This window comes from Archangium lipolyticum, assembly GCF_024623785.1.
Taxonomy (GTDB): domain Bacteria; phylum Myxococcota; class Myxococcia; order Myxococcales; family Myxococcaceae; genus Archangium; species Archangium lipolyticum.
In genome coordinates this window covers 52,321-76,199 of record NZ_JANKBZ010000025.1, presented here as the reverse complement: position 1 = coordinate 76,199, position 23,879 = coordinate 52,321, and the positions used below count along the sequence as shown (strand labels likewise).

Sequence of the window (23,879 nt, the reverse complement as noted above, 5' to 3'; positions counted from 1 at the left end):
GGAGTTGCCCCGGCCCGAGCACACCGCGGACCAACGCCCATGGACGTCATTCCGGCAACTTGGAGGGAGGACCCATCCACCAGCGAGACACCATGTCCCGTTGGTGAGCCCCGTCAGCTCCAGGATGAGCCACCCGAGCAGGCGGCGGCCATGACGCGGATGAGCGCATGGCCACCGCACCTGACTCGGCATTGGCGCTCAGGCACTGATGGGTGGAGGCTCTCCGTGCCCTCCCGCGAGCACGGCGTCCTTGTGACTCCGGGCGATGTGCTCGAGCGCCTCGTCATAGGAAGGCACCAGGCTGGCCGACGGAGCGTTTCGGGAGAAGCCTCCCTGCTCGAGCATCCGGGCCACCTCTCCTCGCGCGACAGCCACGACCGTTCCCGCGCGCATGACGAGGCAGTCGCGGAGATCCAGCACGGCTTGCAGTCCGGTCGCGTCCATGTAGGGCACCGCGGACAGATCGAGCACGAGGTACCTCGGGAAGGGATGGCTGGTGAGCGCCGCGTTGAAGGCACCAGGGGAGAGGAGATCGAGCGGCCCGCGGACGCGGATGCGCTGGAGCGGCGGCCGATCGTCCTGCGCGGCGGCGGCCGTGCTCAGGCTTCGGAAGAAGGGACGTCCATCCAAACGCAGGATGCGCATCTGGATCTCCGTCCGCGGCCGTGCCATCAGGAGCCGTGCGACGCAGAGGGCCACTCCCGCGCCGAGCCCGAGCAGGAGGTCCACCGAGGCGATGACGGACGCGGTCACCGCGACCACCGCCACATGGGGGCGATCCTGCTCCCACAGCACGCGCACCCCCTTGAGATCCAGCAGCCGCACGCCGACGACCACGAGGATGCCCGCGAGGGCGGCGATGGGCACGCGAGCGACGAGCTGTCCGGCCACCAGACAGACACCGAGCAACAGGAGCGCATGAACCACCGATGCCGCGCGGGTGCGGGCTCCCGCCTGGATCGAAACCGAGGAGCGGACGATGGCGCCCATCACCGGCATGCCTCCAAAGAGGGAAGACGCGAGGTTGGCCATTCCCTGGGCCATCAGCTCCTGATCATGATCCGTCTGGTGCTTCTCCACCCCCGGGAGCTGATCAATGGCGCTGGCCGACATCAGAGAGCCCAGTGACGCGAGCAGGGTGAGTGAGAGGACGTCGGGCAGGAGCGCGCTCCAGTCCACCCCCGTGAACGAGGGGAATCGAGGCGGAGGCAGTCCCGGGGGCAGGCTCCCCACGCGGGCCAGTTCCGGACCCAGCAGTCCGCCGATCACCGTGGCGACCACGAGCCCGATCAACACCGCGGGCATCCGTCGGCGCAGCCGTGGCAGTCCCACCATGCAGGCGATCACCAACACACCGAGGACGAGGCCACCCCAATGCACCCGCAAGGCGCCTGCCTGGGTGAGCAGGGAGGAAAGCGAGCCGACCGTCTCCGGCAGCCCCAACAACCTCGGCAGCTGGCTGTTGAGGAGGATCAGCCCGATGCCCGCCATGAACCCGCGGACCACCGGTGCTGGCAGCAGCTTCGCCAGCCGGCCCACCCGCAGCACGCCGAGGAGCATCTGGAGGAGCCCGCAGAGAAGGGTGGCCGCGACCATGCCCTCGACTCCATGGCGCTGAACCAGGAGGAACACGATGGGCACCAGCGCCGCCTCGGGCCCCGTGATCTGCAGTCGAGCACCTCCCAACAACCCGGCCACCACACCGGCGATCGCACCACTGATGAGACCCACACTGGCTGGCAATCCCGACGCCACCGCGAGTGCGAGATTGAGCGGAAGGGCCACGCACGCCACCGTGAGCGCACCGGAGAGATCCTGTCCGAGTGTCTTGGGAGACACCATCTGCTGCCAGTCCCGCCACAGCAGGCGCAGGCGCCCCACGGATCCAAACGTGTGATGTTCGATCATGATGCCCACGCGTCTCTTCACACCGCGTGCCGCACCGCGCCCTCCTCTGCGGACGTGCCGCGCTGTCGGCGGGAGCCGACACCCTCGCTGGTGGGCCGAACCGACACCTGTCCGTTCCAGCCGACGCTACGGCCGGAGGGTGGACGGCCGGATACACTCTTGCGTGAATGAAAGGCTGGAGCACGTTACGACGTGCTCCCCGGAGCCTGCTCTCGACATGCGACTCGTCCAACGACTGCTCATCTCCCACGCACTGCTCACCGCCCTGCTTCTCGGTGCCGCGGCGTTCGCCGTGGTGGCCCTGGTACGCATGACGAATCTCCTCACGGAGATCCGGGAGGAGCATCTGGGACAGGTGAAGGAGGAGGAGGCCGTTCACCAGGCCGCCTGGAGCATCGAGGTCGCCGCCCGGCACGCCATCCTGAGATGTGAACGCGACCCGACCGTCGGACCCGAGATGGCTGCCTCCATGAAGGCGCCACTGCAGCAGCTGGAATCACTGCTGGCCATGCACGGAGACGCCATCCAGCCGAACATCCGGAACACGGCGGAGGACTACCTCACCTATGCACGGTATGTGATCGAGGAGAACACCTGCGCCCGCTTGTTCGATCCCGCGCTGCGAGAGAAGCGGCTCACCTGGGACGAGAACCTCACGGATGCATGGATCGCCATCGTGCACTCCCTGCACAAGGACGTCCTTCAGCGGGAGAGCGAGGCCTATGGCATCGGCGCCACCGCGATCTGCGTGGGGCTGGTGTTCGGAGCCCTGGCGGTGTTCTCCGCCTGGGGTGTGGCTCGCTGGATGGCGCGAGGGGTGACCCGGCCCCTGGAGTTGCTCGCCAGGGAGGCCCGGCAGGTGGGACAGGGGAACACCAAATCCATCGCCCAGGTGGGAGGGCCGCTCGAGGTGCAGGAGCTGGCCACCGAGCTGGAGCGGACACGCGCGCGCCTGGCGGAGATCGATCAGCTCAAGGACGCCTTCGTGGCCTCCGTGTCGCACGATCTCCGCACTCCGCTCACGCGGCTCCGGGCCGCGCTCGGGCTGATGGCGGACGGCACCACCGGCCCCCTCAACGAGCAGCAGCGGCGGGTGGTGGAGCTGGCGCGCAGTGCCTGCGAACGGGAGATCCGCCTGGTGTCCGCGCTGCTCGACATGTCCCGTGTGAAGTCCGGCAGGGTCCTGAGGCGCGAGGCGGGTTGCCAGCTGGATGACGTGCTCCGCCGGGCCATGGAGGACATGCGCGCTGAGGCCGAGGCGGCCGGAATCCAGCTGGAGTTGGAGACCGGGGGAGCGATGTCCCCCGCTTCGCTCGACGCCGCCCTCATCGAGCGCGCGGTGGCCAACCTCCTCGGCAACGCCATCCGCGTCTCCTCCCGGGGGCAGCGGGTGCGGATGGTGCGCACCCTCACCCAGGAGGGCCCCCCGGGACATGCCGCGTCCGAAACCTGCTGGGCCCGGGTGGTCGTGCGCGACGAAGGCCCGGGAGTCCGGCCCGAGATTCGTGACCGCCTCTTCGAACACTTCTTCACATCTCCGGTGGGCGGGGGCACCACCTCTCCCGGGATAGGCCTGGGCCTGCCGCTGGCGCGCGAGATGATGCGCGCGCATGGAGGCGAGGTAGCGCTCCTCGACGAGCCGGGCCCGGGAGCGGCCTTCGCCGTCTGGATACCGCTCGATCGCCCCACCCCACCCCGCTACGCTTCCGAGGCGACTCCCTCTGCGCCGCAACCCGACCGGAGCCTTGCATGAGCCCGTCATCCCAGTCTCTCTCCTCCCCCGCCAACCGCGTGCTGGTGGTGGATGACGACCTCGAATTGTGTGAGCTCATCGCCTTGCGCCTGGAGGCCCATGGGATGCGGGTGACGAGTGTCCCCACGGGCCAGGAGGCGCTCGCGAGGGTGGAGCGCGACGAGGTCGATGCGATGGTGCTCGACCTGCGGCTGGGAGACGTGGATGGCCTGGAGGTCCTCGCCCAGGCCAGGGAGCGCATCCCGGAGCTGCCAGTGGTCATCCTCACCGCGCACGGCACCATCGAGACCGCGGTGGAGGCCATGCGCCGGGGCGCCTATGGCTTCCTCACCAAGCCCTTCCAGGACCACGAGCTGGTGCAGAAGCTGGTGCACGCGCTCGAGCGCACGACCTTGCAGCGGGAGGTGGACGACCTGCGCCGCATCGTAGCGGGCGTTCCACGCGAGCGGCTGATCGGTGGAAGCCCGGCCATCACCCAGGTACGTGCGCACATCGCCCGGGTGGCGCCCTCGGATGCCACGGTCCTGGTGCTCGGCGAGTCGGGCACGGGCAAGGAGCTCGCCGCGAGGTTGCTGCACGGGCTCTCCCGCCGCGCGCATGGGCCGTTCGTCGCGGTGAACTGCGGGGCGCTGCCGCCGGAGCTGCTGGAGAGCGAGCTGTTCGGCCACGTGAAGGGGGCCTTCACCGGTGCCACCCAGTCACGCGAGGGGCTCTTCGGGGCAGCACGTGGCGGGACGCTCTTCCTCGACGAGGTGGGGGAGGCGCCTCCCAGCGTCCAGGTGAAGCTGCTGAGGGTGTTGCAGGAGCGGCGCTACACCCGGGTGGGCTCGAACACCGAGGAGGAGGCGGACGTGCGGGTGGTGGCGGCCACCAACCGGGATCTCCGCGAGGAAGTAGAGGTTCGGCGCTTCCGTGAGGATCTCTATTACCGGCTGTGTGTGGTGCCGATCACCATGCCACCGTTGCGCGAGCGCCCGGAGGACATCGCGCTGCTGGCCCAGCTCTTCCTCGAGCGGGCCGCGGCGCACAACGGGATGCGGGTGCCGAGACTGAGCACGGACGCCCTCCAGCTCCTGCGGGACTACACGTGGCCGGGCAACGTGCGCGAGCTGCTCAACGTGATGGAGGCCGCCGTCCTGCTGGCGGCCTCCGAGGAGCTGCGGGCGGAGCATCTCTCCCACCTCGTGCAGTCGTCCCCCCGCTCCGCGCCCCCCTCGATGGAGGAGAACGCACCGGGCTCCATTCTCCCCAGATTGCCAGGGAGCGAGGCCCCCCTGCCCACCCTCCGCGAGGCGCGCGACACCTTCGAGCGCGCCTACTTGATCGAGGTCCTGCGCCGCAACGGAGGGAACGTGAGCGCCGCGGCACGCATGGCCGGTCGCAACCGCACCGACTTCTACGAGCTGCTGCGCCGGCACGGTCTGTCGGTCGCGGACTTCAAGGACACGAGCACCGGGCGTTGAGCGGTTCCGCCAAGGCCCGGGCCGTGACGGCTCACAGGTAGCTCATCCAGGCGCTCCGGGTCCGGGCCTTGAGTCTCACGAACCAGCGGCAGGCGAACCACAGCGGAAGCGAGACGACCACGGCCAGGGCCCAGAGCGAGAGAACATTCGAGACGCTGAAGTGCGTCCCCTGATTGGGACCGAACAGGGCAAGAGCCACGCGGTTGAGGCCGTGCAGCAGATAGAGGTGCACCAGGTAGAAGAACAGCGGGGCCGCGCCGAAGGTGGTGAGGAGAGCCAGGAGCCGCGACGGCAGCCGCTCCAGCATCGCGAGCAGCAGCGCTCCCATCCCCAGCGTCAGCAGCAGGAAATCCAGCGATGGAGGGTACTTGGTCAGGTTCAGGAAGGAGAGCACGGTGGTGAGCGGCGTTGCGCCCCGCGCCCATGGGACGGGCTCTCCATACACATTGACCACCCGCAGCACGAGGAAGAGCGCCAGCGCCGCCAGGCCCAGGGAGCACAACCTGAAGCGGCGGACCGCCGGGCCGAGCTGGCTGGAGAACCAGGTCCCGATCCCATGGCCCAGCGCGATCACTCCAATCCAGGGGAGGAGCGGATAGGACGTGCGCGCACGGGCTCCCCAGGGCAGCTCGATGAAGCCGCGATCGTGGAGGATCGCCCACAAGGTGGCCCCCGGCGTCCCTGCCTCGAACTGGATGGGATCGAGCAGGTTGTGCCCGAAGACGATGACCAGGCCCACGCCGATCAGCACCGGCCTCGGCAGCCACAAGAGCCCGGCCAACGCGATCATCGACAGCCCGATGGCCCAGATGACCTGGAGGTAATAGGTGGGCGCTGGAAACGAGAACGTCCAGGCGAAGTTGATCAGCGTGAGCTCCAGCAGCACGAGGAACAGCCCGCGCTTCAGCAGGAACTCGGAGGCGGCGCGCCGTCCGCCCCGGCGCTGACCGTAGAGCCATGCCGAAAGCCCGGTCAGCGCGACGAATACCGGTGCGCAAAGGTGTGCGGTGAGCCGGGTGAAGAAGAGGCCGGGCGGAGTGGTCGCCACGTTGACCGGGTCGCTGACCTGCGCGTGCAGGTAGAAGAACTCGCGCGCGTGATCGACGAGCATCAGCAGCATGACGACGCCGCGCAGGGCATCGATGGTGACGATCCGTGCCGCCCGTCCGGCCGTCCCCTCTTTCGGCTGGCCGTCCACCTGAACGGCCGCCGGCTGCTGAACCATCACCCTCGCTCCCGTTGACACTTCTCACCCCTTGGAGGACAAAACGCTGCAACAGTACCTCAGTGGCGAATAGTCCGGACGGGGGTACGGGTCGAGAGCACCGGGCGCCAGGGAGCGCCAGAGGAGTGCTGCTGAAAGGGGCTATAAGGGCGCGGAGCCTTCGGCCCCAGGGGGTACAGCGCTCGCCGCAGCGCCCCCTGGGAATCGCGAAGGAAGGATTGGGAGGCCCGGCATGCGGGCACGGCGTAGGGCGAGACGCCCGCTCCGGGACCTACAGGCGCCCGCCGGGATCCTGCAGGGAGAGGCACGCCCACTTCCTCGAGCCGGTGCAGGTGCAGGTCCCCGCGACGGCAGTGCCGACACAGCAGCTTCTCGTGGAGCCAGGGGTCGCGCACGCCTGCCCCGTGAGATTCGTGCACGAGTTGCTCGAAGAGCAGAGGGGAACCGGCCTGATACCGCAGTACTGAGAGGTGCCATTACACGTCACATGGTCCCCGTCCGCGGCGGAACAGGTCGTCCCCGTGCAGGAGAGGGGGGTTCCGTTCGGGCAGATCGTCGAGCAGGTGACGAGGGCACTCTCGCTTTGCGCCAGGGAGTCCTCACCCTGGTCGAACTCCGTTCCTCCACAACCAGCCGCGACGGAAATGACAAACATCGCAAGGATGAGCAGGGGGCGCTTCATGTCTGACTCCTATGTCCACGGGTCTGGCTGGCACCGTACAAACCTCACAAAACTCCGTCAATCCCTTGCACTTTCGGCAGCCAGATTCCGCCTACCCCTTCTCAATCTGTTGCTCGCGGAGCAACAAGACAGCTCAAATGGCTGTCATAACTCCTCATCCCCACCCAGGTTGTTGCCCGCGGCGCAACCAGGCACCGCGGGCGGCTTTCTGATTTATCAACAATCGAGACTGACTACCCCGGTACGCTGGGGATGACCTGACGCTGGTCGGGAATTCCGTCCGGAAAGGTGATGCCCAGCACCGCAGCCACGGAGCCCCCGCGTTCCGAGGTGTCACTGGCCGCGGCCTCGAGCGCCGCCACGGAAGGAGCATCCAACGGAGCACCGGCCTCCCGCATACGCTGCGCGAAATCACCCAACCGTGGGCGCTCGAGCTCCAGTTGGAAGCTCATGTAGAGCCCGGAGAAGGCGCGCGCCTCCAGCAGCCACCCGCAACTGGAGATGGCCGCTTCGATGCGGGAGATCGCCGCGGCGCGCTCGCCCCGCGCGATGGCCGAGAGGGTCAGTGGACCAGGTACCGCCATGGGGAATACCTCCGCCAACTACCGGGGGATGCAATTGGCGCCGGGCGTGGAGGCCACGACCGTGAGCAGGTGCTCGCGGTAGTCGTTCCGGATCGGCATGGTGCCATCGGCTCCCGCGTGCTCGCCAATGATATAGGTTTCGGACTTGGGCAGGCCCACGGCCTCATAGGCGCTGATGTCCGTGGTCGCGTTACCGTACACGCGGACGATGTCGAGCCCCACATCATCGAGCAGGTAGGAGAGGTAATCGATCTTGTACTGCTCGGTATCCGGCGGAATGGGGCCATCCCCGTAGGGATTGGTATGCAGGTGCCCGTCAATGAGACCCTGATAGTCGATCCACTCGCGCGTGTCCTTGGCGATCCAATAGGGCCGGCCCGTGAGGTAGACGATCTGGTAGCCCATGGCCGCGTAGCTGTTCACCACCTCGACCGCATGAGCGTAGGCCTGGGCCGTGCTGACACCGAGGTAATCGCCCACCATCTCGAAGTCATTGAGGGTCAAGGTGCCATCGATGTCGAACAGGACGGTCTGGCGGCCAGGCTCGACCACGGAGACGAAGCCGGTGGCCGAGCTGAGATCGCCCTCGACGATCATGGTCACCCGGTACTCACCGACGGGCCGGACGATGGGGACATGAATCTTTCCGTCGGAATCCGTGCGGTACTCGCCAACATACTCCCAGCCCGGCGTGTCGGTTCCCATGATGTAGACGTGGACATCCTCATCCTCGAGATCCTTGTGCAGGACGCGGCTGTAGTCGAACTTGCCCACGACCGTGGCCTGGGTCCCCACGGGCACGATCTGATCGTGCACCATGTGATAGGGCGGATGGCTCCAGGACAGGAGCTGGCTGCCCGCGTGCCGGAAGCTCCGCCGCGCCGGACCCTGAAGCGCGGGAGGATTCGCGACCGAGCCATGGTCCGGGCACGTGAGCTGCGCGAAGGCAGACGAGGGAACCGCACACAGAATCCAGAGCATCAGCGCGACGAATCGAGAAACAGTCCGTATCAAGGTGGCCTCCTTGCCAAGGTCCGGCTCGAGCTCTGTGCATGGAGACCGGAACCGGGCCCGCCTTATACGGTTCGAAGCAGGCTCACGTCACCGTGAAGCAGAGGATGGAGCTGATTCTCGAAACCTGCACCGGATATGCCATTTACAGATTTAAAGACTTTTACTCGGTTTTTGCTTCTTTCCGCTTGACGGTGCATGTGCTACTGCGGGCGCACGGCGAGCAGTCGTGCCGTTGCCTCATCGCGGCTTCATTTCCACTGTCTTTCTTTTATTCCAGACACAGTGCATTGAGGCCCTCGACCCAAGGAGCAGTGCCATGACACGTCGTCGTTTCGTGAACGAGGGAGCGGGCATGTTCGCCGCGCTCATGCTGGCAGGCTGTGGTTCGGCTTCATCCGATACCGGGAACCGTCCAGGGACGGCGGAACCGGCCGCCACGGTCACCTCCCCCGTGGCCGTGAGCAAGACCTTCACCAAGAAGGTCTATGTCCACCTCATGCCCTGGTTCGAGAGCAATGTCTCCTCGGGCAACGGCTCCTGGGGAGTCCACTGGACCATGGCCACCAAGAACCCCAATGTGATCGACTCCACGGGCAAGCGGCAGATCGCCTCACACTACTATCCATTGATTGGACCCTACGCATCGGGCGACCAGGACGTGATTGAGTACCAGCTGCTGCTCATGAAGTACGCGGGCGTGGATGGCGTGCTCATCGACTGGCCCGGCACGCTCAATTGCGTGGACTACCCCAAGAACAAGCAGAACGCCGAGGCCTTCATCAACAAGACCGCCGCGGCGGGCCTGGACTTCGCCATTGTCTACGAGGACCACAACCTGTCGCTGGCGCCCACCTACGGCTGCTCCGTTCCCGACAAGCATGCCGCGGCCCGCAACGACATGATCTACATGCGGGACAACTACTTCTCCCGTGGCAATTACATCAAGATCAACAACGCCCCCCTGCTGCTGGACTTCGGTCCGCAGACGTTCAAGTCGCCGAGCGATTGGAGCAACATCTTCTCGCCGCTGTCGACCAAACCGACCTTCCTGACGCTCTGGTATCAGAACGGCGATGCCGGGGCCAACGCCCAGGGCGAGTACCCGTGGATCTACTCGGATTTCACGACCGGGTTGCAGAACTTCTATAACAACCGTCCGCTGGGCGTGAAGTTCGGCGTGGCCTATCCCGGCTTCAACACCTTCTACACGGAGGGTGGATGGGGCGGCCCGACCTGGAGCCTTCCCTACAATGGGACCGGCACCTTTGGCCAGACGATGGACATGGCCAAGAACAGCGGCGTGAACTGGATCCAGCTCGCCACCTGGAACGACTATGGCGAAGGCACGATGATCGAGCCGACGCGCGAGTTCGGCTATGGCTTCCTGACCAACCTGCAGCAGAAGCTCGGCGTGCCCTACGGGCAGAGCCAGCTGGAGCTCATCGCCAGGCTCTACGAGCAACGCAAGCAGTACGCGGGCAACGCGTCCAAGCAGGCGCAGCTCAACGAGGCCTTCAACTACTTCGTGGCCCTGCAGCCGGACAAGGCCGCCGCCATCCTCGATGGAGGCACCACGCCGCCACCCGATCCCACGGTCACCAATGCCGGTTTCGAGTCCGGTATGACGGGCTGGAACACCTGGTCGCCCAATGGCACCGCCGGGGCCGCGTTCACCGAGACCTATAACGGGGGCCACGACAGCGCCTACCACCTGACGCACTACAGCCCGGGGGCCTTCGAGACGTGGACCTACCAGATTGCCTACGGCATCCCCAACGGCAACTACCGGGTGCGCGCCTGGGTCCGCAAGGGCGGTGACTTCGGCTTCTCCCGGCTCCAGGCCAAGACGTGCGCCGAATGCACGCCCGCCGCCACGAACCTCGGCACGTACAGCGCCTGGACGCAACTGGAGACGCCGACCATCTCCGTGACCGCGGGCTACCTGGAGTTCGGCCTCCACACCCAGGCCACGAGCGGCAGCAGCTTCGTCCACCTGGACGACGTGCAGCTCATCCGCCAGTAGACGTCTTCCCGGGGAAGGCCGATGGGCATGGAGCTCACGGCCTTCCCCCGGCACGGGGCCTCAGCAGGCCCGGCTCACAGCGACTCCAGGAACGCCAGCACCGCGGTCCGATCTTCCTTGCTCAGCGCTTCGAACCTGCTGCGGCTGTTGTTCGCCTCGCCGCCGTGCCAGGCGATGGCTTCCATCAGCGTGCGAGCACGCCCATCGTGCAGGTAGCGCACGTTCTGCGCCCCACCCTGCACGAACTCGAGCGAACCGATGCCCCACAGCGGCGCGGTGCGCCACATGCTCGGTCCGGCCTGCCCTTCGGTCAGCGTATCGGCCAGCCCTGGCCCCATGTCGTGGAGCAGCAGGTTGGTGTACGGATGAATGGTCTGATCGCGCAGTTCGGCGAACGGATGGTTCGTGCCCGTCTTCATCTGGGGGGTATGGCAGGTCCCACACTGAACCTGGACGAACAACGTACCGCCGCGTTCGATCAGGGCGGGGTTCACGTCATGCTCAGGCGATACACGCATGCCGTCGAGGTAGCCGCTGCGCAGACTGCGCTGCGCCGGTACCCCCAGCAGCGCGAGGTAGGAGGCGAGCCGCTCAATCTCGGTCTCGGAGATGGAGGTTGCGGCACCCGTTGCGCTGCAATTGGGTGCGCCACGCTGGCAATCGAGTGTTTTGTAGACGGGCGAGGTCACCCCCATGTCCTTGAGAAGCGCGGTAGCCGCCTGCTGACGCAGGGTGGCCTTGCTCGCCTTCCAGCCAAAACGGCCGAGATGCCGGCTGCCGGTTTCCGGGTTGATGGCCCAGTTCGGCACACCCCGCACTCCATTGCCGTCCGCATCACCCGGGTCGGCCAGGTTCAAGATCGTCGACTCGTCCACGGCTTCGAGCAGGCCCATGCCGATGACTTGTGGCGCCTGACGGACGGAGAATTGCGCTGGCACTGGCCCCTTGAAGGCATAGACGGGCTTCTGCAATTCGACCGTCTCGCCATCGGGCAAGGTGTGCACGGTCTTCGCGTACGATTGCACGGACACCGAGTAGTCGGGCGCGTTCGCGTCCAGGGTCCGCTGCTGCACGTTCAAGCCGTAGGTGGGATCTGGAGTCACCTGGGTGGCGGAGCTCGATGCCGCGGTGTCGATGGACATGGTGTACAGCCGGCTGCCCGGCGCCGGAGCCACGCTGCGGCCATTGAGCGCGTGGCACGCGATGCAGCTGACGTTGTTGTAGCGCGGCCCCAGCTGATTGGCGTGCTTCGTGAACACGGGGTTGATGTCCGGGCTTTCGGAGTGCTTCCCGTCGACGAACGAGGTGTGGAACAGCCTCCGTCCCTCGACGAAGCGCCTGGTATTGGCGATACCGATATTGTTGGCCATCTGCTGGAACACCCGATGCGGCTCCTCGGAATAGTTGTAGGAGACGCTGGCCATGCCACCCAGCAGTGTGCTCTCGGGCAGAGGGGCGGAGTCGAGGGCGGGGGCAATGCCGTACCACGGGCGCATGCCCACGCCGACCTGGTACAGCTGCTCGAATGAGTAGTAGCGGATGCCCCCGCCATCGATCACGGCCTTGTTGTCGGCCGTATGCAGGAGGAACGGCGCGGGCGTCACCTCGATCACGTCGCCCAGCTTGAACGGGGTGTTGGGCTGAGGGGCGCGCCAGTTGGAGGTGATCACGACCATGCAGTCTTCCCGTGCCGAGGTCGAGTGACAGATGTTCTTGCCGCCCTCCAGGGGATTCTCGAAGCCGACATTCATCTTCCAGCCGTAATCCCGGATATCGGGATCCACGCGCCGGAAGGCGCTGAAGCCCGATTCGACGAAGGTCCCGTCGTTCACGCGCAGGGAGACCTCGATGCGCGAACGCCCGGCGGGGACTTCGTCACGGATCAAAAGACCGAAGGTACGGTTCTGGAAATACCACGTCGGAAAGGTGAAGTAGTTGCCCGGGCCGATGTCGGGCGCATCCCAGGGCTCGCCTCGCTCGCGGGCATGCCGGTTGGTCGGACGGAAGCCAGCGAGGGTGACCAGTGTTCCGTCCGCCTCCGTGTATTGGATCTGCTCGAGCACCTGCGTGCCGGCGGCATGAAGCGGTACGTAATCCGTTGCTCCCAGCCCGGGCATTGACACCTGCACGGGCGCGGCCTCCGGAGACGCATGGTCGGCCTGCGACGAGCCGTCGCTGGATTTCGAGCCGGCGCCGTCGCACGCGGTGAGGGAAAGAATGGCCGCAAACAACGCGGGCAGGACGGAGTCCTGAGGGGGCCGCACGAGTTCCCTCTCTCGCCCGGCGGATGAGGTTCGGCTTTTCATTGTCTTTTCACCTCGAAGAGAATGCGTCGGCGTTTCGCATGTCTTTCTACCGATCGCCGGGCGAGGGGAAAACAAGAGTTTCCCGCAGCTGAGCAACGGCTCCGCCACCCGATGGGTTTTCCACGCCTCTCAACAACCGGGAAGGCGTCCCCTGGAAGACTCAAAGACTACCGAGCAAAGGAAGGGCTGGACCTGGCGCTGGCCCGTGAAGGCCGTCCGAGCTGAAAACTCCGCACGGCCTGGCAACATGACGCAGGAGCCGCGGCAGGAGGAAGCGGCGCGGACGCGGGGGGATGGAGGGCGGGAAGGCCGGGGGGGCTTGTACGCCACGTTCCGCTTCCCGTATGCAGAGGTCTCGCATGATGCGCCCTCTTCTCTCCGCTCTCGTCCTGCTGCTCTCCATGCCCCTCGCCTCCGCGCGTGCCGCCGAGGCCACCTCCTGGGGCACCACCTTTCCCGCCAACACCCTGGCGACACACCTGGGTGATGCTCCTGCCCGTTACATGGTGGTGCCCGCGGGTGCCGAAACACCCGAGCTCGCACAGGCCGAACAGGCGCTGGCGGCGGCGCTACGGTCCAGCGGAAAGGCCCTGTTGGTGATGAACGCCCAGGCGCTCGGCCCGGTGGCGCAGCTCGATGATGCCTCCATTGTCCGGCGCGGCGCGGGGTTCCCCGTGGACCGGGTGGTGGTGCTGCGGCTGTTTCCGGATGCATCCGGAGCCCTGACCCAGGCGGTGGTCACCACCTACGATACCACGGGCCAGTCCCTGGGCTCCTTCTCCGCGGTGGCCGGCACGGCGCTCGCCGCCAGGGACGCCGGGCCGAGCGCCGCCCCACAGCAGGCCCCTGCCCTCCCCAAACCGGTGGCACCCGCGCGCCCGGTGGCGCCACTGGCGGATGCGGTCGAGCAGTACGAGCAGCGGCACATCGGCTTCGACGAGCTCGTCGCGGTGAGCACGAGAACCGGCGCGGTGATGTCCAAGTGGACCATGCCCTACGAGGGCAAGTTCAAGAAGCCGCTCGATGGCGAGGCCTTCTACCAGAAGCTGGGCAGGAACGACCTGGTGGACGCCTACCAGAGCAAGATGACCCTCAAGACGGTCACGGGGATCGCGGGGGGCGCCGCCATTGTGGGAGGCGCCATCCTCTCCATCACCGCCCTGAGCTCCAAGCACGAGGACTGCGATGCCTTCTCGCCCGACTTCAGGGCCTGCTTCGAGCGCAACAGAACGCGTTTCGACAGCACGAGGACGACGATGCTGGCGGGCATCGGTACCGTCGGGGTGGGCATCGGCCTCCTGGGGGTCACCCTCCTCATCAACCCCCACCCGATCACCCCCAGCGAGGCGCGCGAGCTGGCCGACGGCTACAACAAGCAGCTCAAGGCGGAGCTGGGGCTGACCGACGACGGCACGCCTGCCCCCGTGCACCCTTCCGCGATCCAGGCCCACCTCACCCCAGTGGTGGGCCCCGGCGGCGCGGGGCTGCAGCTGAGCGGGACGTTCTGAAGCTCTACCCCTCCACGGGCTCCATCTCGGCGCTCTGGCTGATGCGGCTGTAGAGCAGCATTCCCACCACGATGAGCATGGCCCCCGTGAGGCTGACCGGCGAGGGCCACGACTCACCCAGGAAGAGCACGCCAGCCCACGCGCGCATAGCCATAAGCCGCCTCGGCCAGCCACAACGGCAGAGCCCCCAACGTCATTAGCAATTCGAACTACAGCGTCCATGACGTGACGGACCGCGCCCAACGGTGAAGGCATGGGGTCCCCCATGAGGTGCGCGGCGAAGTGGGCCTGCCGCCCGTGGAGCTGGCGCGGACCCGCAGTGAAAACAGACATTGGATTCTGAAAATACGCGAACCGCCTGATGTGCTGATGCTCGAATCCAGAGAATGGTTCAGGTGTTTGATTGGGTTCGTGTAGGCATCAACAGAACTGATAGAGATGCCAAATGAGACAATCCGGAAAACACTGTTGATGCAGACAAGGCCTCTCGTTACATTGCCCGCGCTCCTCGACGAGGAGCTCATCCCATCATTCGAGCTTGTCGTTACCCTGAAGCAACGATTCCATGACACAGGGGGGGAGTCTGCTTCGCGATCGAAGGAAACGTTCATGATGCGCAGGTTCAAGGGAGTCTGTGGTCTGTCCATGGTGCTGGGTCTGACTTTTTCCGTCATCCCCACGGGAGATACCCAGGCAGCAGGCGTGACCGACTACAATCTCACGGGGTTCTCCGCTGGAAACACCGGGGGAGGCCTGATCAGTGAATCGGACACGGCCCGCTACAAGAAGGTCTACAACGCCACGGAGCTCGCGCAGGCCTTGAAGAAGGGCTCCGGCGTCAGGGTCGTGGAGATCATGAATGATCTGGACCTGGGCTGGAACGAGCTCCCCGCGGCGGCCAAGGTCTCTCCGTTCGCCGCCCACAACGCGGCCTCGACCCATCCCGTGCTCCTGAAGACGGGGGTCAGCAAGCTCAATGTGGATGGCTTCAATGGACTGACCATCTTCTCGGCCAACGGAGCCAGGCTCCGGCATGTCGCCGTCACCATCAAGCGCAGCTCGAACGTGATCATCCGCAACCTGGAGTTCGACGAGCTGTGGGAGTGGGACGAGAAGACCAAGGGGAACTACGACAGCAATGATTGGGACTACCTGACCCTGGAGGAGAACAACAAGGTCTGGATCGATCACTGCACCTTCAACAAGGCCTATGATGGCCTCGTCGACTCGAAGAAGGGCACCTCGGGGGTGACCATTTCGTGGTCCCTGTTCAAGGGGGACGATGGCAGCACGACCAGCTGGGTCACCCGCCAGTTCGATGCGCTCGAGGCGAACAAGTCCGCCTACCCCATGTACAACTACCTGCGGAGCAGCGCGGTGGGGTTGAGCCAGAGCGACATCATCGCGATCGCGGGGCCCCAGAAGAAGGGCCATCTGGTCGGCTCCACCGAATTCGATTCGGGCAATGCGAACCTCTCCATCACGCTGCATCACAACTACTACAAGAACATCCAGGACCGGATGCCTCGCCTGCGCGGTGGCAACGCGCACGTCTACAACATCGTCATGGATGCGCAGGGGGCCTGGGCGGCCAAGAAGAAGCTCACCTCGGCCATGGCTTCAGCCATTTCCTCCAAGGGCTACCACTTCGACCTGACGAGCAATGGGGCGATCTCCACGGAAAGCGGAGCCGTCCTGGTCGAGAAGTCCCACATCCTCGACGTGCAGTACCCCGTCCGCAACAACCAGACGGACCCCTCGGATGCGAGCTACACGGGGAAGATCCGGGTCGTCGACACCATCGACTCCCTGAATGGGGTGGTGTTCCGGGGAGACAGCGACACGTCCGGGAGCCCGCTCAGTCCCGTTCCCGCGACCGTGAAGGCCTTCTCCTGGAACGGTTTCTCCACCCTGCCCTACAGCCATACGGCGGAAGATCCATCGACCCTCGTCCCCCGGCTGACGGCCGCTGATGGCGCGGGAGCGGGCCGGCTGACGTGGGCGAAGGTCAACTGGCTGAAGACCAGTTACTAGCGAGCGGAGGACGCCGCGCGCCCGGCCGTTCACCAGGCCTGGCGCCGGCGGCATCGGACAGAAGGACTCGGGCAACGCGGTGCCGCGCGTCGCAGGTGCAGTAGAAAACGTCATACAGGGGTGTAGCGTTCGACACGACACGGAAGACGTGTTGGATTCGGCCACGGCCCACCGGGTGCACTGGTCGGGTCCACCCACCTGACGTTCGAGAGGAGCAGTTGATGGAGTCTCCCACCGCCGCCACCGTCCCCGTCGAAGCCGCGGACCCCTCCACCTTGCGCCGGGTCATCACCGCGGCCTCACTGGGAACCCTCTTCGAGTGGTACGACTTCTATCTGTACGGCAGCCTCGCCGTCTTCTTCGGCGGCCTCTTCTTCCCCAAGGGGAACGAGACGGCCCAGCTGCTGGCGAGCCTGGCGACCTTCGGCGCCGGCTTCGGTGTGCGGCCCCTGGGCGCCATCGTCTTCGGCCACGTGGGAGACCTGGTGGGCCGCAAGTACAGCTTCCTCATCACCATGGCCACCATGGGCCTGAGCACCGCCCTCATCGGCCTGCTGCCCACGTATGAGCAGGTCGGCCTGTGGGCCACCTTCCTGCTGGTGCTGCTGCGGCTGCTACAGGGCCTGGCGCTGGGCGGGGAGTACGGCGGCGCCGCCACCTACGTGGCCGAGCACGTGCCGGATACAAAGCGCGGCTACTACACCAGCTACATCCAGACGACGGCCACGCTCGGCTTCTTCGTGAGCATGGGCGTCATCGGCGTCACCCGCGTCCTCATGGGCGAGGAGTTCTTCAAGTCCACGGGCTGGCGCGTGCCCTTCCTCCTGTCCTTCATCCTGCTGGCTGTCTCCCTCTACATCCGCCTGAAGATGAGCGAGTCGCCGCTCTTCTCCAAGCTGAAGAGCAGCGGCAAGACGTCCAAGAATCCCCTCAAGGAGAGCTTCGCCAATCCGCTCAACCGCAAGTACGTGCTGCTGGCCCTCTTCGGCGCCACCGCGGGCCAGGGCGTCGTCTGGTACACCGGCCAGTTCTACGCCCTCACCTTCCTGCAGAGCGCGCTCAAGCTGGACTGGAAGACGGCCTACATCCTGGTCTCCATCGCCCTGGCCATCGCCACGCCCCTGTTCATCTTCTTCGGCTGGCTGTCGGACCGCATTGGCCGCAAGCGCATCATGCTCGCCGGGTGCGTGTTGGGCGCCCTCACCTACATCCCCATCTTCATGGCGATGAAGCACTTCGCCAACCCGCAGGGCCTGCCCGTGGCGGACCCCGCGCAGGTCAACCACTTCATGATGGTGGTGCTGCTCACGGTGCAGATGGTCTACGTGTGCATGGTGTACGGGCCCATCGCCGCATTCCTGGTGGAGCTCTTCCCCACCCGAGTCCGCTATACCTCCATGTCCCTGCCCTACCACCTCGGCAATGGCTGGTTCGGCGGCTTCCTGCCCCTCATCGCCACGGCCGTCACCTCCTCCACCTGGGCACAGACGACCTTCGGCGAGGGCGCCCTCTACACCGGCCTCATCTACCCCATCGTCATCTGCATCATCACCGTCATCATCGGCGGGCTCTTCATCCACGAGACGAAGGATCACAAGCTGGAGACGCACATCCAGACTTGATGAGCCTCGAGCGCGCCCCCCGTCCTGTAGCGCTCGGGGAACAGCGGCGGGTGACGACGCCACCCGCCGCGTCTACTCAGGGTTGGAAGCGGTAGATGCCGTAGGGACCGCGCTCGGCGGGCGGCAGGTGGATCTGCGTGGTGGTGACGTAGATCCACCCCTGGGGGCCTTGCGCGAAGCTATCCGGCCAGAGCAGGCGGGGATCGCGGATCACCTGCTCGTAGGCTCCGCCGGGCACGTAGCGGTAGATCGAACCATCCTCCAGTCCACCGAGCCAGAGGACCCCCTTGTCATCGAAGAGGATGCCATCGGGGGCCACGATGGTGTGCGCCCGCTCCACCCGGCTGGCGAGGGCCTTGTCGTCAAGCTTGGGGTCGAGCAGCGCCTCGGTGGGAATGCGCCAGAGCGTGTGGCCCGAGAGCGCGGACCAGTAGAGCGTCTTGCGATCCGGACTGAGCGCGATCCCATCCGACTGGACCGCCTTGTTGAAGCGACGGCCCAGCACCATCAGGTGGTCGACCTCGGCGTGGGTGGAGGGATGATCCCGCAGCACCTTGCGCGAGCTCCCGCTCTTCAGATCGAGCACCACCAGCCCACCGGCCTGCGAGTCGGTGAGGTAGGCGACCTCGCGCGCCGTGTCGATGCGGACATCGTTGAGGTAGCTGTCGCCGGAGGACACCTCGGGAGGAAAGGCGTAGCTGCGCACCAACCGCCCGCTGGGAATGTCGAACTGGTGGAGCCGGGGCGTCGCGATGACGCCCTGAAACCTGGGATTGCCGGTGTCCACGACCCAGAGCCGGTCCTGGTCGTCGATCACCACGCTCTGGACCGCGACGAAGCGGTTCGGCTCGGTCGTTCCCGGCTTCCACTCGTTCCAGGTGGCATCTGGCCAGGCAGAAACCTGCCCGTTCTTCAACTCGGCAACGGAGAGGGGGACGTCCTCGGACCAGCGGGGGAAGTTGACGAAGATGCGGCCTTCCTTCGAGAGCGCGATCCCCGTCCATTGCCGCGGTGACTGGGCCACGAGCTCGAGGCCCGGGCCCTTGTTTCCCGCTGGCTGTCCGGGGGTGCCGGGAGCGGGAGCGTTTCGGACACAGGCCGCCGCCGTCAGGGCAGCGACAACCAGAAAGAGCGGACGCATGAAGAGAGCCTCCTGGGTGGAAATGAGGGCCCCACTCAATGCAGGAACGGAGGCGCCTTCGCCACCCATAAGCAACCAGGGCATACCCGTTAAGCTTGATTTGTTTGTTTTGCCGACTATGGTTGGAAGCTCAAACCAGTTCAGCTTCTGAGTTGCAGGGGGTGCTTGAATGCGTGGAGCCGCTTCTCGATTGTTGCTGCTGTCCCTCGTGGGTGCCATCACGCCGAGCTGCGGGGTGGCCACCTCCGATAGCGGGTTGGACGAGGTCATCGGAGGCGTCGTCGAGGCGCTCTCCGTCGATACCAGCAAGACGTACAACCTCGTCGGAGTGGGAAGCGACAAGTGCGTACAGCCCAGGGGCGGTAATACGGGCGCTGGTACCGACGCGGTGATCTCGACCTGCAGCGGGGGAGCAGCCCAGCAGTTCCAATTCATCGCGCAGTCGGGCGGCTACTACAGCATCAAGAATGTCTCCAGTGGCCTGTGCCTCGACGTCACGGATGCATCGACGAGCAGTGGCGCTCTGATCAAGCAGTGGTCCTGCTCGGGCGGGGCCTACCAGCAGTTCCTGATCGAAGACACCGGCGGAGGTACGGTGAGGCTGACAGCTCGTCACAGCGGCCTGGTGATGGACGTCATCGGCGGGGGGACGAGCAGCGGGACGGGGCTACAGCAGTGGGGTTGGGGGGGCTCGACGAACCAGAAGTTCAAGCTGGTGGCCAGCGGCACGAGTGGGGGTGGCGATCCCTGCACCCTCTCCCTCTCCGACAAACCCAACGGCTTCGCCGCCGAAGCGGGTGGCACCACGGGTGGAGGAAGTGCCACCCCGCTCCAGGTCACGACGACGAGCCAGCTCAAGCAATACCTGGAGGATACCCAGCCCCGCGTGCTCCACATCCTGAATGATCTGGACTTCAGGACCACGGCGCGCACCGTGTCAGGATGCGAGAAGAAGGCGTCCTGTGACGCCCTGGGCAAATCCATCAAGGAGTTCCGGGTCTCGAGCACCTGCAACCCGGACGAGGTGCCCTCCACCCGTACGCGCAACGAGACCACCATCAACGTCAAATCGAACAAGACGGTGATTGGCATGGGCGACGGCGTCACGCTTTACGGCGTGTCGTTCAACCTCGGAAGCCAGGAGAATTTGATCTTCCGCAATCTCGCCATCCGCGACGTGAACCCAGGCCTCATCGAGGCGGGTGACGGGTTCACACTCACCTCGTCGAAACACGTGTGGATCGACCACTGCTCGTTCGCGCTCATCAGCGATGGCTACATCGACGTTGGCACCACGGCCGACGCGACCAGCATCCATCCCGATTACATCACGCTCTCGTGGAGCTACATCGATGGGCGGACTCCGTACCAGTGTGGCGGGCAACACAGCTTCGTGAACTTCGCCAATAACGCCAAGATGACCTGGCACCACAACTGGTACGACACCAGCTCGGGAAGAAACCCGAAGCTCGGCGGCGCGCTGATGCAGGCCCACCTCTACAACAACTACTGGCTCAACACGGCCTACTTCTGCATCACCGCCGCGGAGAACGCGCAAGCGCGCGTCGAGAGCAACTACTTCGAGAACGCGAGCAGGCCGCATTGGCTCCAAGCGCCGGGCGCGATCGCCATCGACAGCGGGAACGTCTACTCCGGCACTTCGGCGACCAGCTACCGGGACGTCGGCGGCAGCGTGTTCACGGTCCCCTACTCATACACCAAGGACAGTGGCACGACCGCGAAGGAGCGCGTCAAGGCGTGCTCTGGACCGCAGCGGATTCAGTAGCCACGCCCAACCGGTGGCAGTACCTCGGCAGCCTCCTCGTACACCCTGCCGAGCACCTCTTCCTGGAGCTTGTGTTCCGCCAGCAGGTCGGCGTCCTCCCGACGTCCCACGTATTCGAGGAGGGTCGCGGCCTGCCTCGGCGAGGTGGCACAAGTGGCAGTCAGCAGCGACAAACCCACCACGCCCACCTCCCGCTTCCCGCTACTTCGGGTCGACCGCGAGGACCCTCCAACGGTCCGTCGCGTCGTCGCTCTTCAATGGATCTCGGAACCGGAGATGGGGGTTACTTGCCGCAGGCGCACCAGGGCGAAGCGGTCGTCCGGGCGGCATGCTCGGCCCAGTACGCCGCGCTGTAGCGCGCGACGGAGTAACCGCTCAGCAGGGTGGTGCGGTCCTGTTCATCCAGCGTCTTGTCCGCCAGCGTCTCCTTCTCGAAGGACTTCGTGGTCTCGATCAGCGTGTCCGTGTCGAGGGGCGCGACGGCGGTGAAGTAACGGATGAGCCGCTGGCTCACGGCCGCCGTCATCTTTCCGCTCTTCACGCGATTCTGGAGGGCAACGCCAATGTCCTCATCAGCGGCCGAAGCGACGAAGTCGAGCGAGTCGTGCCAGGCCGCCTCGAACTCGGGCATCTTCAGGAGCTCCGGCGGGGCGTTCAGCGCCTTGCTGGCGTACTCCCAGATGGGGCCCTGGGTCCGATCGCGCGGGAACGGGAAGGGGAAGGGGTTGGGAATGCAGCCTCCCGGCCCAATGATGGACACGGTGTCGTCCAGTGCCGCGTTGTGGTGCTTGCCGATATGGTCGAACGGGTTGAGGGGATTGGACGGATCGCCCGACGCCCGGCGGCCCGCGCTCACTCCCTGGGTGGTGGTCTCCCTGGTGGCGGCCTCGGAGGAGGCCCCGGTTGCAGTGGTGAACGCGCCCGAGACGGCTCCGGTGACCCGGCCAATTCCGCCGGCTTCACCATTCTGAGCGCCCAGGTACGCCCCTGTGACGGCACCCAAGACGTCCGAGCCGATGACCCGGAGCCACCTCGGCCAGCGCAGGGGCTGGGCGAGGGTTCCCTCGGGCGTGGGCATGGGCTCGGACTCCTGGACGGGGCCACAGCCCGAGGCGAGCACGCAGGCGAGAAGCAGGGAGGAACGAAGCAGGGGGCGAATCATGGGGGTCTTCTTCTTCGAGGTGGGGGGACCGCGAGCCGATGCGTCACGGTGGCTCGGCCGGTTCGCCGAGCGTGCCCTGGCCTGGAGCAGGAAGCGGGCCAGGGCGTGCCTCCTCCTCTGAAGAAGGTGAAGATTGTTCTTCCCGTGTTGCTTTGAGCGCCACGGATTCCAGGCGCGCTGTTGCCTTCCGATGCACGACCCGGCTTCCGTCCTGGGAACCCAGTCACTCGCCCGCCACATCCGGAGCCCTCACCGGGCCGCGTGTTGCCTCGGAGGCACGGCACCTCGACAGCCTCCTGGCCCCCCTGCCAGGCACCTCATCTTAAGGCTCGTATTCCGCCAGCGGGTCGGCGTCCTCCCGATGCCATGTTTCAATACGGGCTCTGCGTGACCGCGAGGCCGGGGCTCGCTTCCCAGGACGTGACGTAGTTGTCCGGGGTTCGCCGCCACCACTGGCCCCACATCACGCCGGACGAGTTCCGGTACGCCCAGGCGGTGTTCGCGTTGTTGCTCAGCCAGCTCTTGATCGAAGCGTCATTGGCCGCGCCGGCCCACTTGCCCGCCCACCGAACGAAGATGCCCTTGAACCCAGCGGTATCTCCGTGGCCGCCGTTGGCATCGTACTCGTCGTTGAGGATGTCGGCGAGGTGCTGGCCCGTCAGGTTGCGCCGGGTCCAGTTCACCGCCAGCCCGCCCGCGTCGCGATAGCTCGCGTTTCCGGTCGCCTGGTAGAGAAGGGTCGACGCGCCAGCGAAGGTTCCCTGATTGTAGGTGAAGGCCCACCAGACCTTCGTTCCGTTGGCCTGGATGTGATCGGCGACCTGCCCGGTCGAGGGATTGAAGAGGGTCGAACGGAGCCAGTTGTAGATCTGGTCGGCTTGCGCCCGGTACCCGGTATTGACGGTGTTCCGGGCGAGCAACATCGCGGCGATGGCGGCCGGACCGTTCACGCAAGCATTCTTGGTCTGCTTGTCCGTGCGCCACCAGAGGCCCCCCCCGAGCTGGTTGTCCCAAGCGCGGCTCCAGACCTTGTTGAACTGCCACTGCGCTTGATCCAGGAACGGCCGATGACCGGTGATCTCGTAGCCGCGGGTCAGGGCGATGACCGCCCACATGACATCATCGTTGTACTCGTTCCACGACGCGAAGTCCGTGGTTCCGCTCACGACGTTGTTCAACCCGTTGAGCAGTGAGAACACCATGTCGCGGTAGCCCGGATTGCCAGTCCGGTCGTAGGCGTCCTCGACCGCCTCGATCTGCTCGCAGACCTTCCAGAAGTGGAACCGGCCAGGCACGCCGCGGTTCGTGTCGACCACGAAGTAGCCGTTCCCGCCGTTCGCCACATAGAAGGCGTTGTTGTAGGAGTCGACCGCCAGGTTCTTTTCCGTGGGGGTGAGGGCGATGGCGCCGGGCGCGTACGCCAGGACAAGGGTCGCGACCAGGAAACTCAGGAGCCGCTGCTTCATGTAGGCATTCTCCTTTGGGACCCGCTCCTCCGTCTGTCGTCAGGGCACGGCCAGGGAAGCGCGTTCATGCGCTCCCTCACAATGCTGATGACAGACGTCGAGGTGGGTCAGGTGTCTCTTTCGCTCAGAGACTCGATGCCCTCTTGAGCAGCCGGCCTATTTTTTCGGGTTAATGGGAAAATCCCGGTCGACGGCTTCGACA

General features: G+C 65.7%; 17 protein-coding genes. 7 read left to right on the top strand and 10 right to left on the bottom strand.

What is annotated here, in order from left to right; translation table 11 throughout:
• Positions 1-198: 198 nt before the first annotated feature.
• Positions 199-1,908: a SulP family inorganic anion transporter gene (locus NR810_RS37340; RefSeq protein ID WP_257459582.1), complete on the bottom strand. Its 1,710-nt coding sequence runs from the start codon at positions 1,906-1,908 to the stop codon at positions 199-201.
• A gap of 217 nt (positions 1,909-2,125) precedes the next feature.
• Between NR810_RS37340 and NR810_RS37335 the strand changes: the two genes are divergently transcribed.
• Both NR810_RS37335 and NR810_RS37330 read left to right on the top strand, forming a co-directional pair.
• On the top strand, positions 2,126-3,661 hold the full coding sequence (locus NR810_RS37335; RefSeq protein WP_257459580.1) for a HAMP domain-containing sensor histidine kinase: 1,536 nt from the start codon (positions 2,126-2,128) through the stop codon (positions 3,659-3,661).
• Positions 3,658-5,124, top strand: a complete 1,467-nt coding sequence (locus NR810_RS37330; RefSeq protein WP_257459579.1) for a sigma-54-dependent transcriptional regulator — start codon at positions 3,658-3,660, stop codon at positions 5,122-5,124. The genes NR810_RS37335 and NR810_RS37330 overlap by 4 nt, the downstream gene beginning before the upstream one ends.
• A 31-nt stretch (positions 5,125-5,155) precedes the next feature.
• Here the strand turns inward: NR810_RS37330 and NR810_RS37325 are convergent, their stop codons facing one another.
• The 3 genes from NR810_RS37325 to NR810_RS37315 all read right to left on the bottom strand — a co-directional run bounded on the left by NR810_RS37325 (position 5,156) and on the right by NR810_RS37315 (position 8,629).
• A complete protein-coding gene (locus NR810_RS37325) occupies positions 5,156-6,349 on the bottom strand; it encodes a DUF1624 domain-containing protein (RefSeq protein ID WP_257459577.1) in 1,194 nt (397 codons plus the stop codon).
• Between the two features lie 915 nt (positions 6,350-7,264).
• Positions 7,265-7,615 (bottom strand): hypothetical protein, encoded by a 351-nt coding sequence (locus NR810_RS37320; protein WP_257459575.1) that lies wholly within the window; start codon positions 7,613-7,615, stop codon positions 7,265-7,267.
• Positions 7,616-7,633: 18 nt separating this feature from the next.
• Positions 7,634-8,629 (bottom strand): lipin/Ned1/Smp2 family protein, encoded by a 996-nt coding sequence (locus NR810_RS37315; RefSeq protein ID WP_257459574.1) that lies wholly within the window; start codon positions 8,627-8,629, stop codon positions 7,634-7,636.
• Positions 8,630-8,945: 316 nt separating this feature from the next.
• Here NR810_RS37315 and NR810_RS37310 point away from each other — a divergent pair, with 316 nt between their 5' ends.
• Positions 8,946-10,652, top strand: a complete 1,707-nt coding sequence (locus NR810_RS37310) for a glycoside hydrolase family 71/99-like protein (protein WP_257459573.1) — start codon at positions 8,946-8,948, stop codon at positions 10,650-10,652.
• Positions 10,653-10,726: 74 nt separating this feature from the next.
• Here the strand turns inward: NR810_RS37310 and NR810_RS37305 are convergent, their stop codons facing one another.
• Positions 10,727-12,958 carry a di-heme oxidoreductase family protein gene (locus tag NR810_RS37305; RefSeq protein WP_257459571.1) on the bottom strand — a complete coding sequence of 744 codons (2,232 nt, stop codon included), beginning with the start codon at positions 12,956-12,958 and terminating at the stop codon, positions 10,727-10,729.
• A 359-nt stretch (positions 12,959-13,317) separates the two neighbouring features.
• On the opposite strand from NR810_RS37305, the gene NR810_RS37300 reads away from it, so the two are divergent.
• On the top strand, positions 13,318-14,466 hold the full coding sequence (locus NR810_RS37300; protein ID WP_257459569.1) for a hypothetical protein: 1,149 nt from the start codon (positions 13,318-13,320) through the stop codon (positions 14,464-14,466).
• A 4-nt stretch (positions 14,467-14,470) separates the two neighbouring features.
• On the opposite strand, the gene NR810_RS37295 is transcribed toward NR810_RS37300, so the two are convergent.
• Positions 14,471-14,620, bottom strand: coding sequence for a hypothetical protein (locus NR810_RS37295; RefSeq protein WP_257459567.1), 150 nt, complete (start codon positions 14,618-14,620; stop codon positions 14,471-14,473).
• Between the two features lie 455 nt (positions 14,621-15,075).
• Here NR810_RS37295 and NR810_RS37290 point away from each other — a divergent pair, with 455 nt between their 5' ends.
• A complete protein-coding gene (locus NR810_RS37290; RefSeq protein WP_257459565.1) occupies positions 15,076-16,500 on the top strand; it encodes a pectate lyase family protein in 1,425 nt (474 codons plus the stop codon).
• 221 nt (positions 16,501-16,721) lie between these two features.
• Complete coding sequence (locus NR810_RS37285) at positions 16,722-18,122, top strand: MFS transporter (protein ID WP_257459564.1); 1,401 nt, start codon at positions 16,722-16,724, stop codon at positions 18,120-18,122.
• A 76-nt stretch (positions 18,123-18,198) separates the two neighbouring features.
• On the opposite strand, the gene NR810_RS37280 is transcribed toward NR810_RS37285, so the two are convergent.
• A complete protein-coding gene (locus NR810_RS37280) occupies positions 18,199-19,263 on the bottom strand; it encodes an SMP-30/gluconolactonase/LRE family protein (RefSeq protein ID WP_257459562.1) in 1,065 nt (354 codons plus the stop codon).
• Between the two features lie 169 nt (positions 19,264-19,432).
• Between NR810_RS37280 and NR810_RS37275 the strand changes: the two genes are divergently transcribed.
• The gene (locus tag NR810_RS37275) at positions 19,433-21,049 is read left to right on the top strand and encodes an RICIN domain-containing protein (RefSeq protein WP_257459561.1); all 1,617 of its coding nucleotides are present in this window, start codon (positions 19,433-19,435) and stop codon (positions 21,047-21,049) included.
• Here NR810_RS37275 and NR810_RS37270 read toward each other — a convergent pair.
• The 3 genes from NR810_RS37270 to NR810_RS37260 all read right to left on the bottom strand — a co-directional run bounded on the left by NR810_RS37270 (position 21,043) and on the right by NR810_RS37260 (position 23,677).
• Positions 21,043-21,222 (bottom strand): hypothetical protein, encoded by a 180-nt coding sequence (locus NR810_RS37270; RefSeq protein ID WP_257459560.1) that lies wholly within the window; start codon positions 21,220-21,222, stop codon positions 21,043-21,045. The genes NR810_RS37275 and NR810_RS37270 overlap by 7 nt on opposite strands.
• Positions 21,223-21,332: 110 nt before the next feature.
• On the bottom strand, positions 21,333-22,211 hold the full coding sequence (locus tag NR810_RS37265; protein WP_257459559.1) for a hypothetical protein: 879 nt from the start codon (positions 22,209-22,211) through the stop codon (positions 21,333-21,335).
• A gap of 371 nt (positions 22,212-22,582) precedes the next feature.
• The gene (locus NR810_RS37260) at positions 22,583-23,677 is read right to left on the bottom strand and encodes a glycoside hydrolase family 76 protein (RefSeq protein WP_257459558.1); all 1,095 of its coding nucleotides are present in this window, start codon (positions 23,675-23,677) and stop codon (positions 22,583-22,585) included.
• Positions 23,678-23,879 lie beyond the last annotated feature (202 nt).

Bases quoted from the DNA above. Each gene is read 5' to 3' on its own strand.
- NR810_RS37340 (WP_257459582.1), bottom strand. From the start codon at position 1,908: ATGATCGAACATCACACGTTTGGATCCGTGGGGCGCCTGCGCCTGCTG.
- NR810_RS37335 (WP_257459580.1), top strand. From the start codon at position 2,126: ATGCGACTCGTCCAACGACTGCTCATCTCCCACGCACTGCTCACCGCC.
- NR810_RS37330 (WP_257459579.1), top strand. From the start codon at position 3,658: ATGAGCCCGTCATCCCAGTCTCTCTCCTCCCCCGCCAACCGCGTGCTG.
- NR810_RS37325 (WP_257459577.1), bottom strand. From the start codon at position 6,349: ATGGTTCAGCAGCCGGCGGCCGTTCAGGTGGACGGCCAGCCGAAAGAG.
- NR810_RS37320 (WP_257459575.1), bottom strand. From the start codon at position 7,615: ATGGCGGTACCTGGTCCACTGACCCTCTCGGCCATCGCGCGGGGCGAG.
- NR810_RS37310 (WP_257459573.1), top strand. From the start codon at position 8,946: ATGACACGTCGTCGTTTCGTGAACGAGGGAGCGGGCATGTTCGCCGCG.
- NR810_RS37305 (WP_257459571.1), bottom strand. From the start codon at position 12,958: ATGAAAAGCCGAACCTCATCCGCCGGGCGAGAGAGGGAACTCGTGCGG.
- NR810_RS37300 (WP_257459569.1), top strand. From the start codon at position 13,318: ATGATGCGCCCTCTTCTCTCCGCTCTCGTCCTGCTGCTCTCCATGCCC.
- NR810_RS37295 (WP_257459567.1), bottom strand. From the start codon at position 14,620: ATGGCTATGCGCGCGTGGGCTGGCGTGCTCTTCCTGGGTGAGTCGTGG.
- NR810_RS37290 (WP_257459565.1), top strand. From the start codon at position 15,076: ATGATGCGCAGGTTCAAGGGAGTCTGTGGTCTGTCCATGGTGCTGGGT.
- NR810_RS37285 (WP_257459564.1), top strand. From the start codon at position 16,722: ATGGAGTCTCCCACCGCCGCCACCGTCCCCGTCGAAGCCGCGGACCCC.
- NR810_RS37280 (WP_257459562.1), bottom strand. From the start codon at position 19,263: ATGCGTCCGCTCTTTCTGGTTGTCGCTGCCCTGACGGCGGCGGCCTGT.
- NR810_RS37275 (WP_257459561.1), top strand. From the start codon at position 19,433: ATGCGTGGAGCCGCTTCTCGATTGTTGCTGCTGTCCCTCGTGGGTGCC.
- NR810_RS37265 (WP_257459559.1), bottom strand. From the start codon at position 22,211: ATGATTCGCCCCCTGCTTCGTTCCTCCCTGCTTCTCGCCTGCGTGCTC.
- NR810_RS37260 (WP_257459558.1), bottom strand. From the start codon at position 23,677: ATGAAGCAGCGGCTCCTGAGTTTCCTGGTCGCGACCCTTGTCCTGGCG.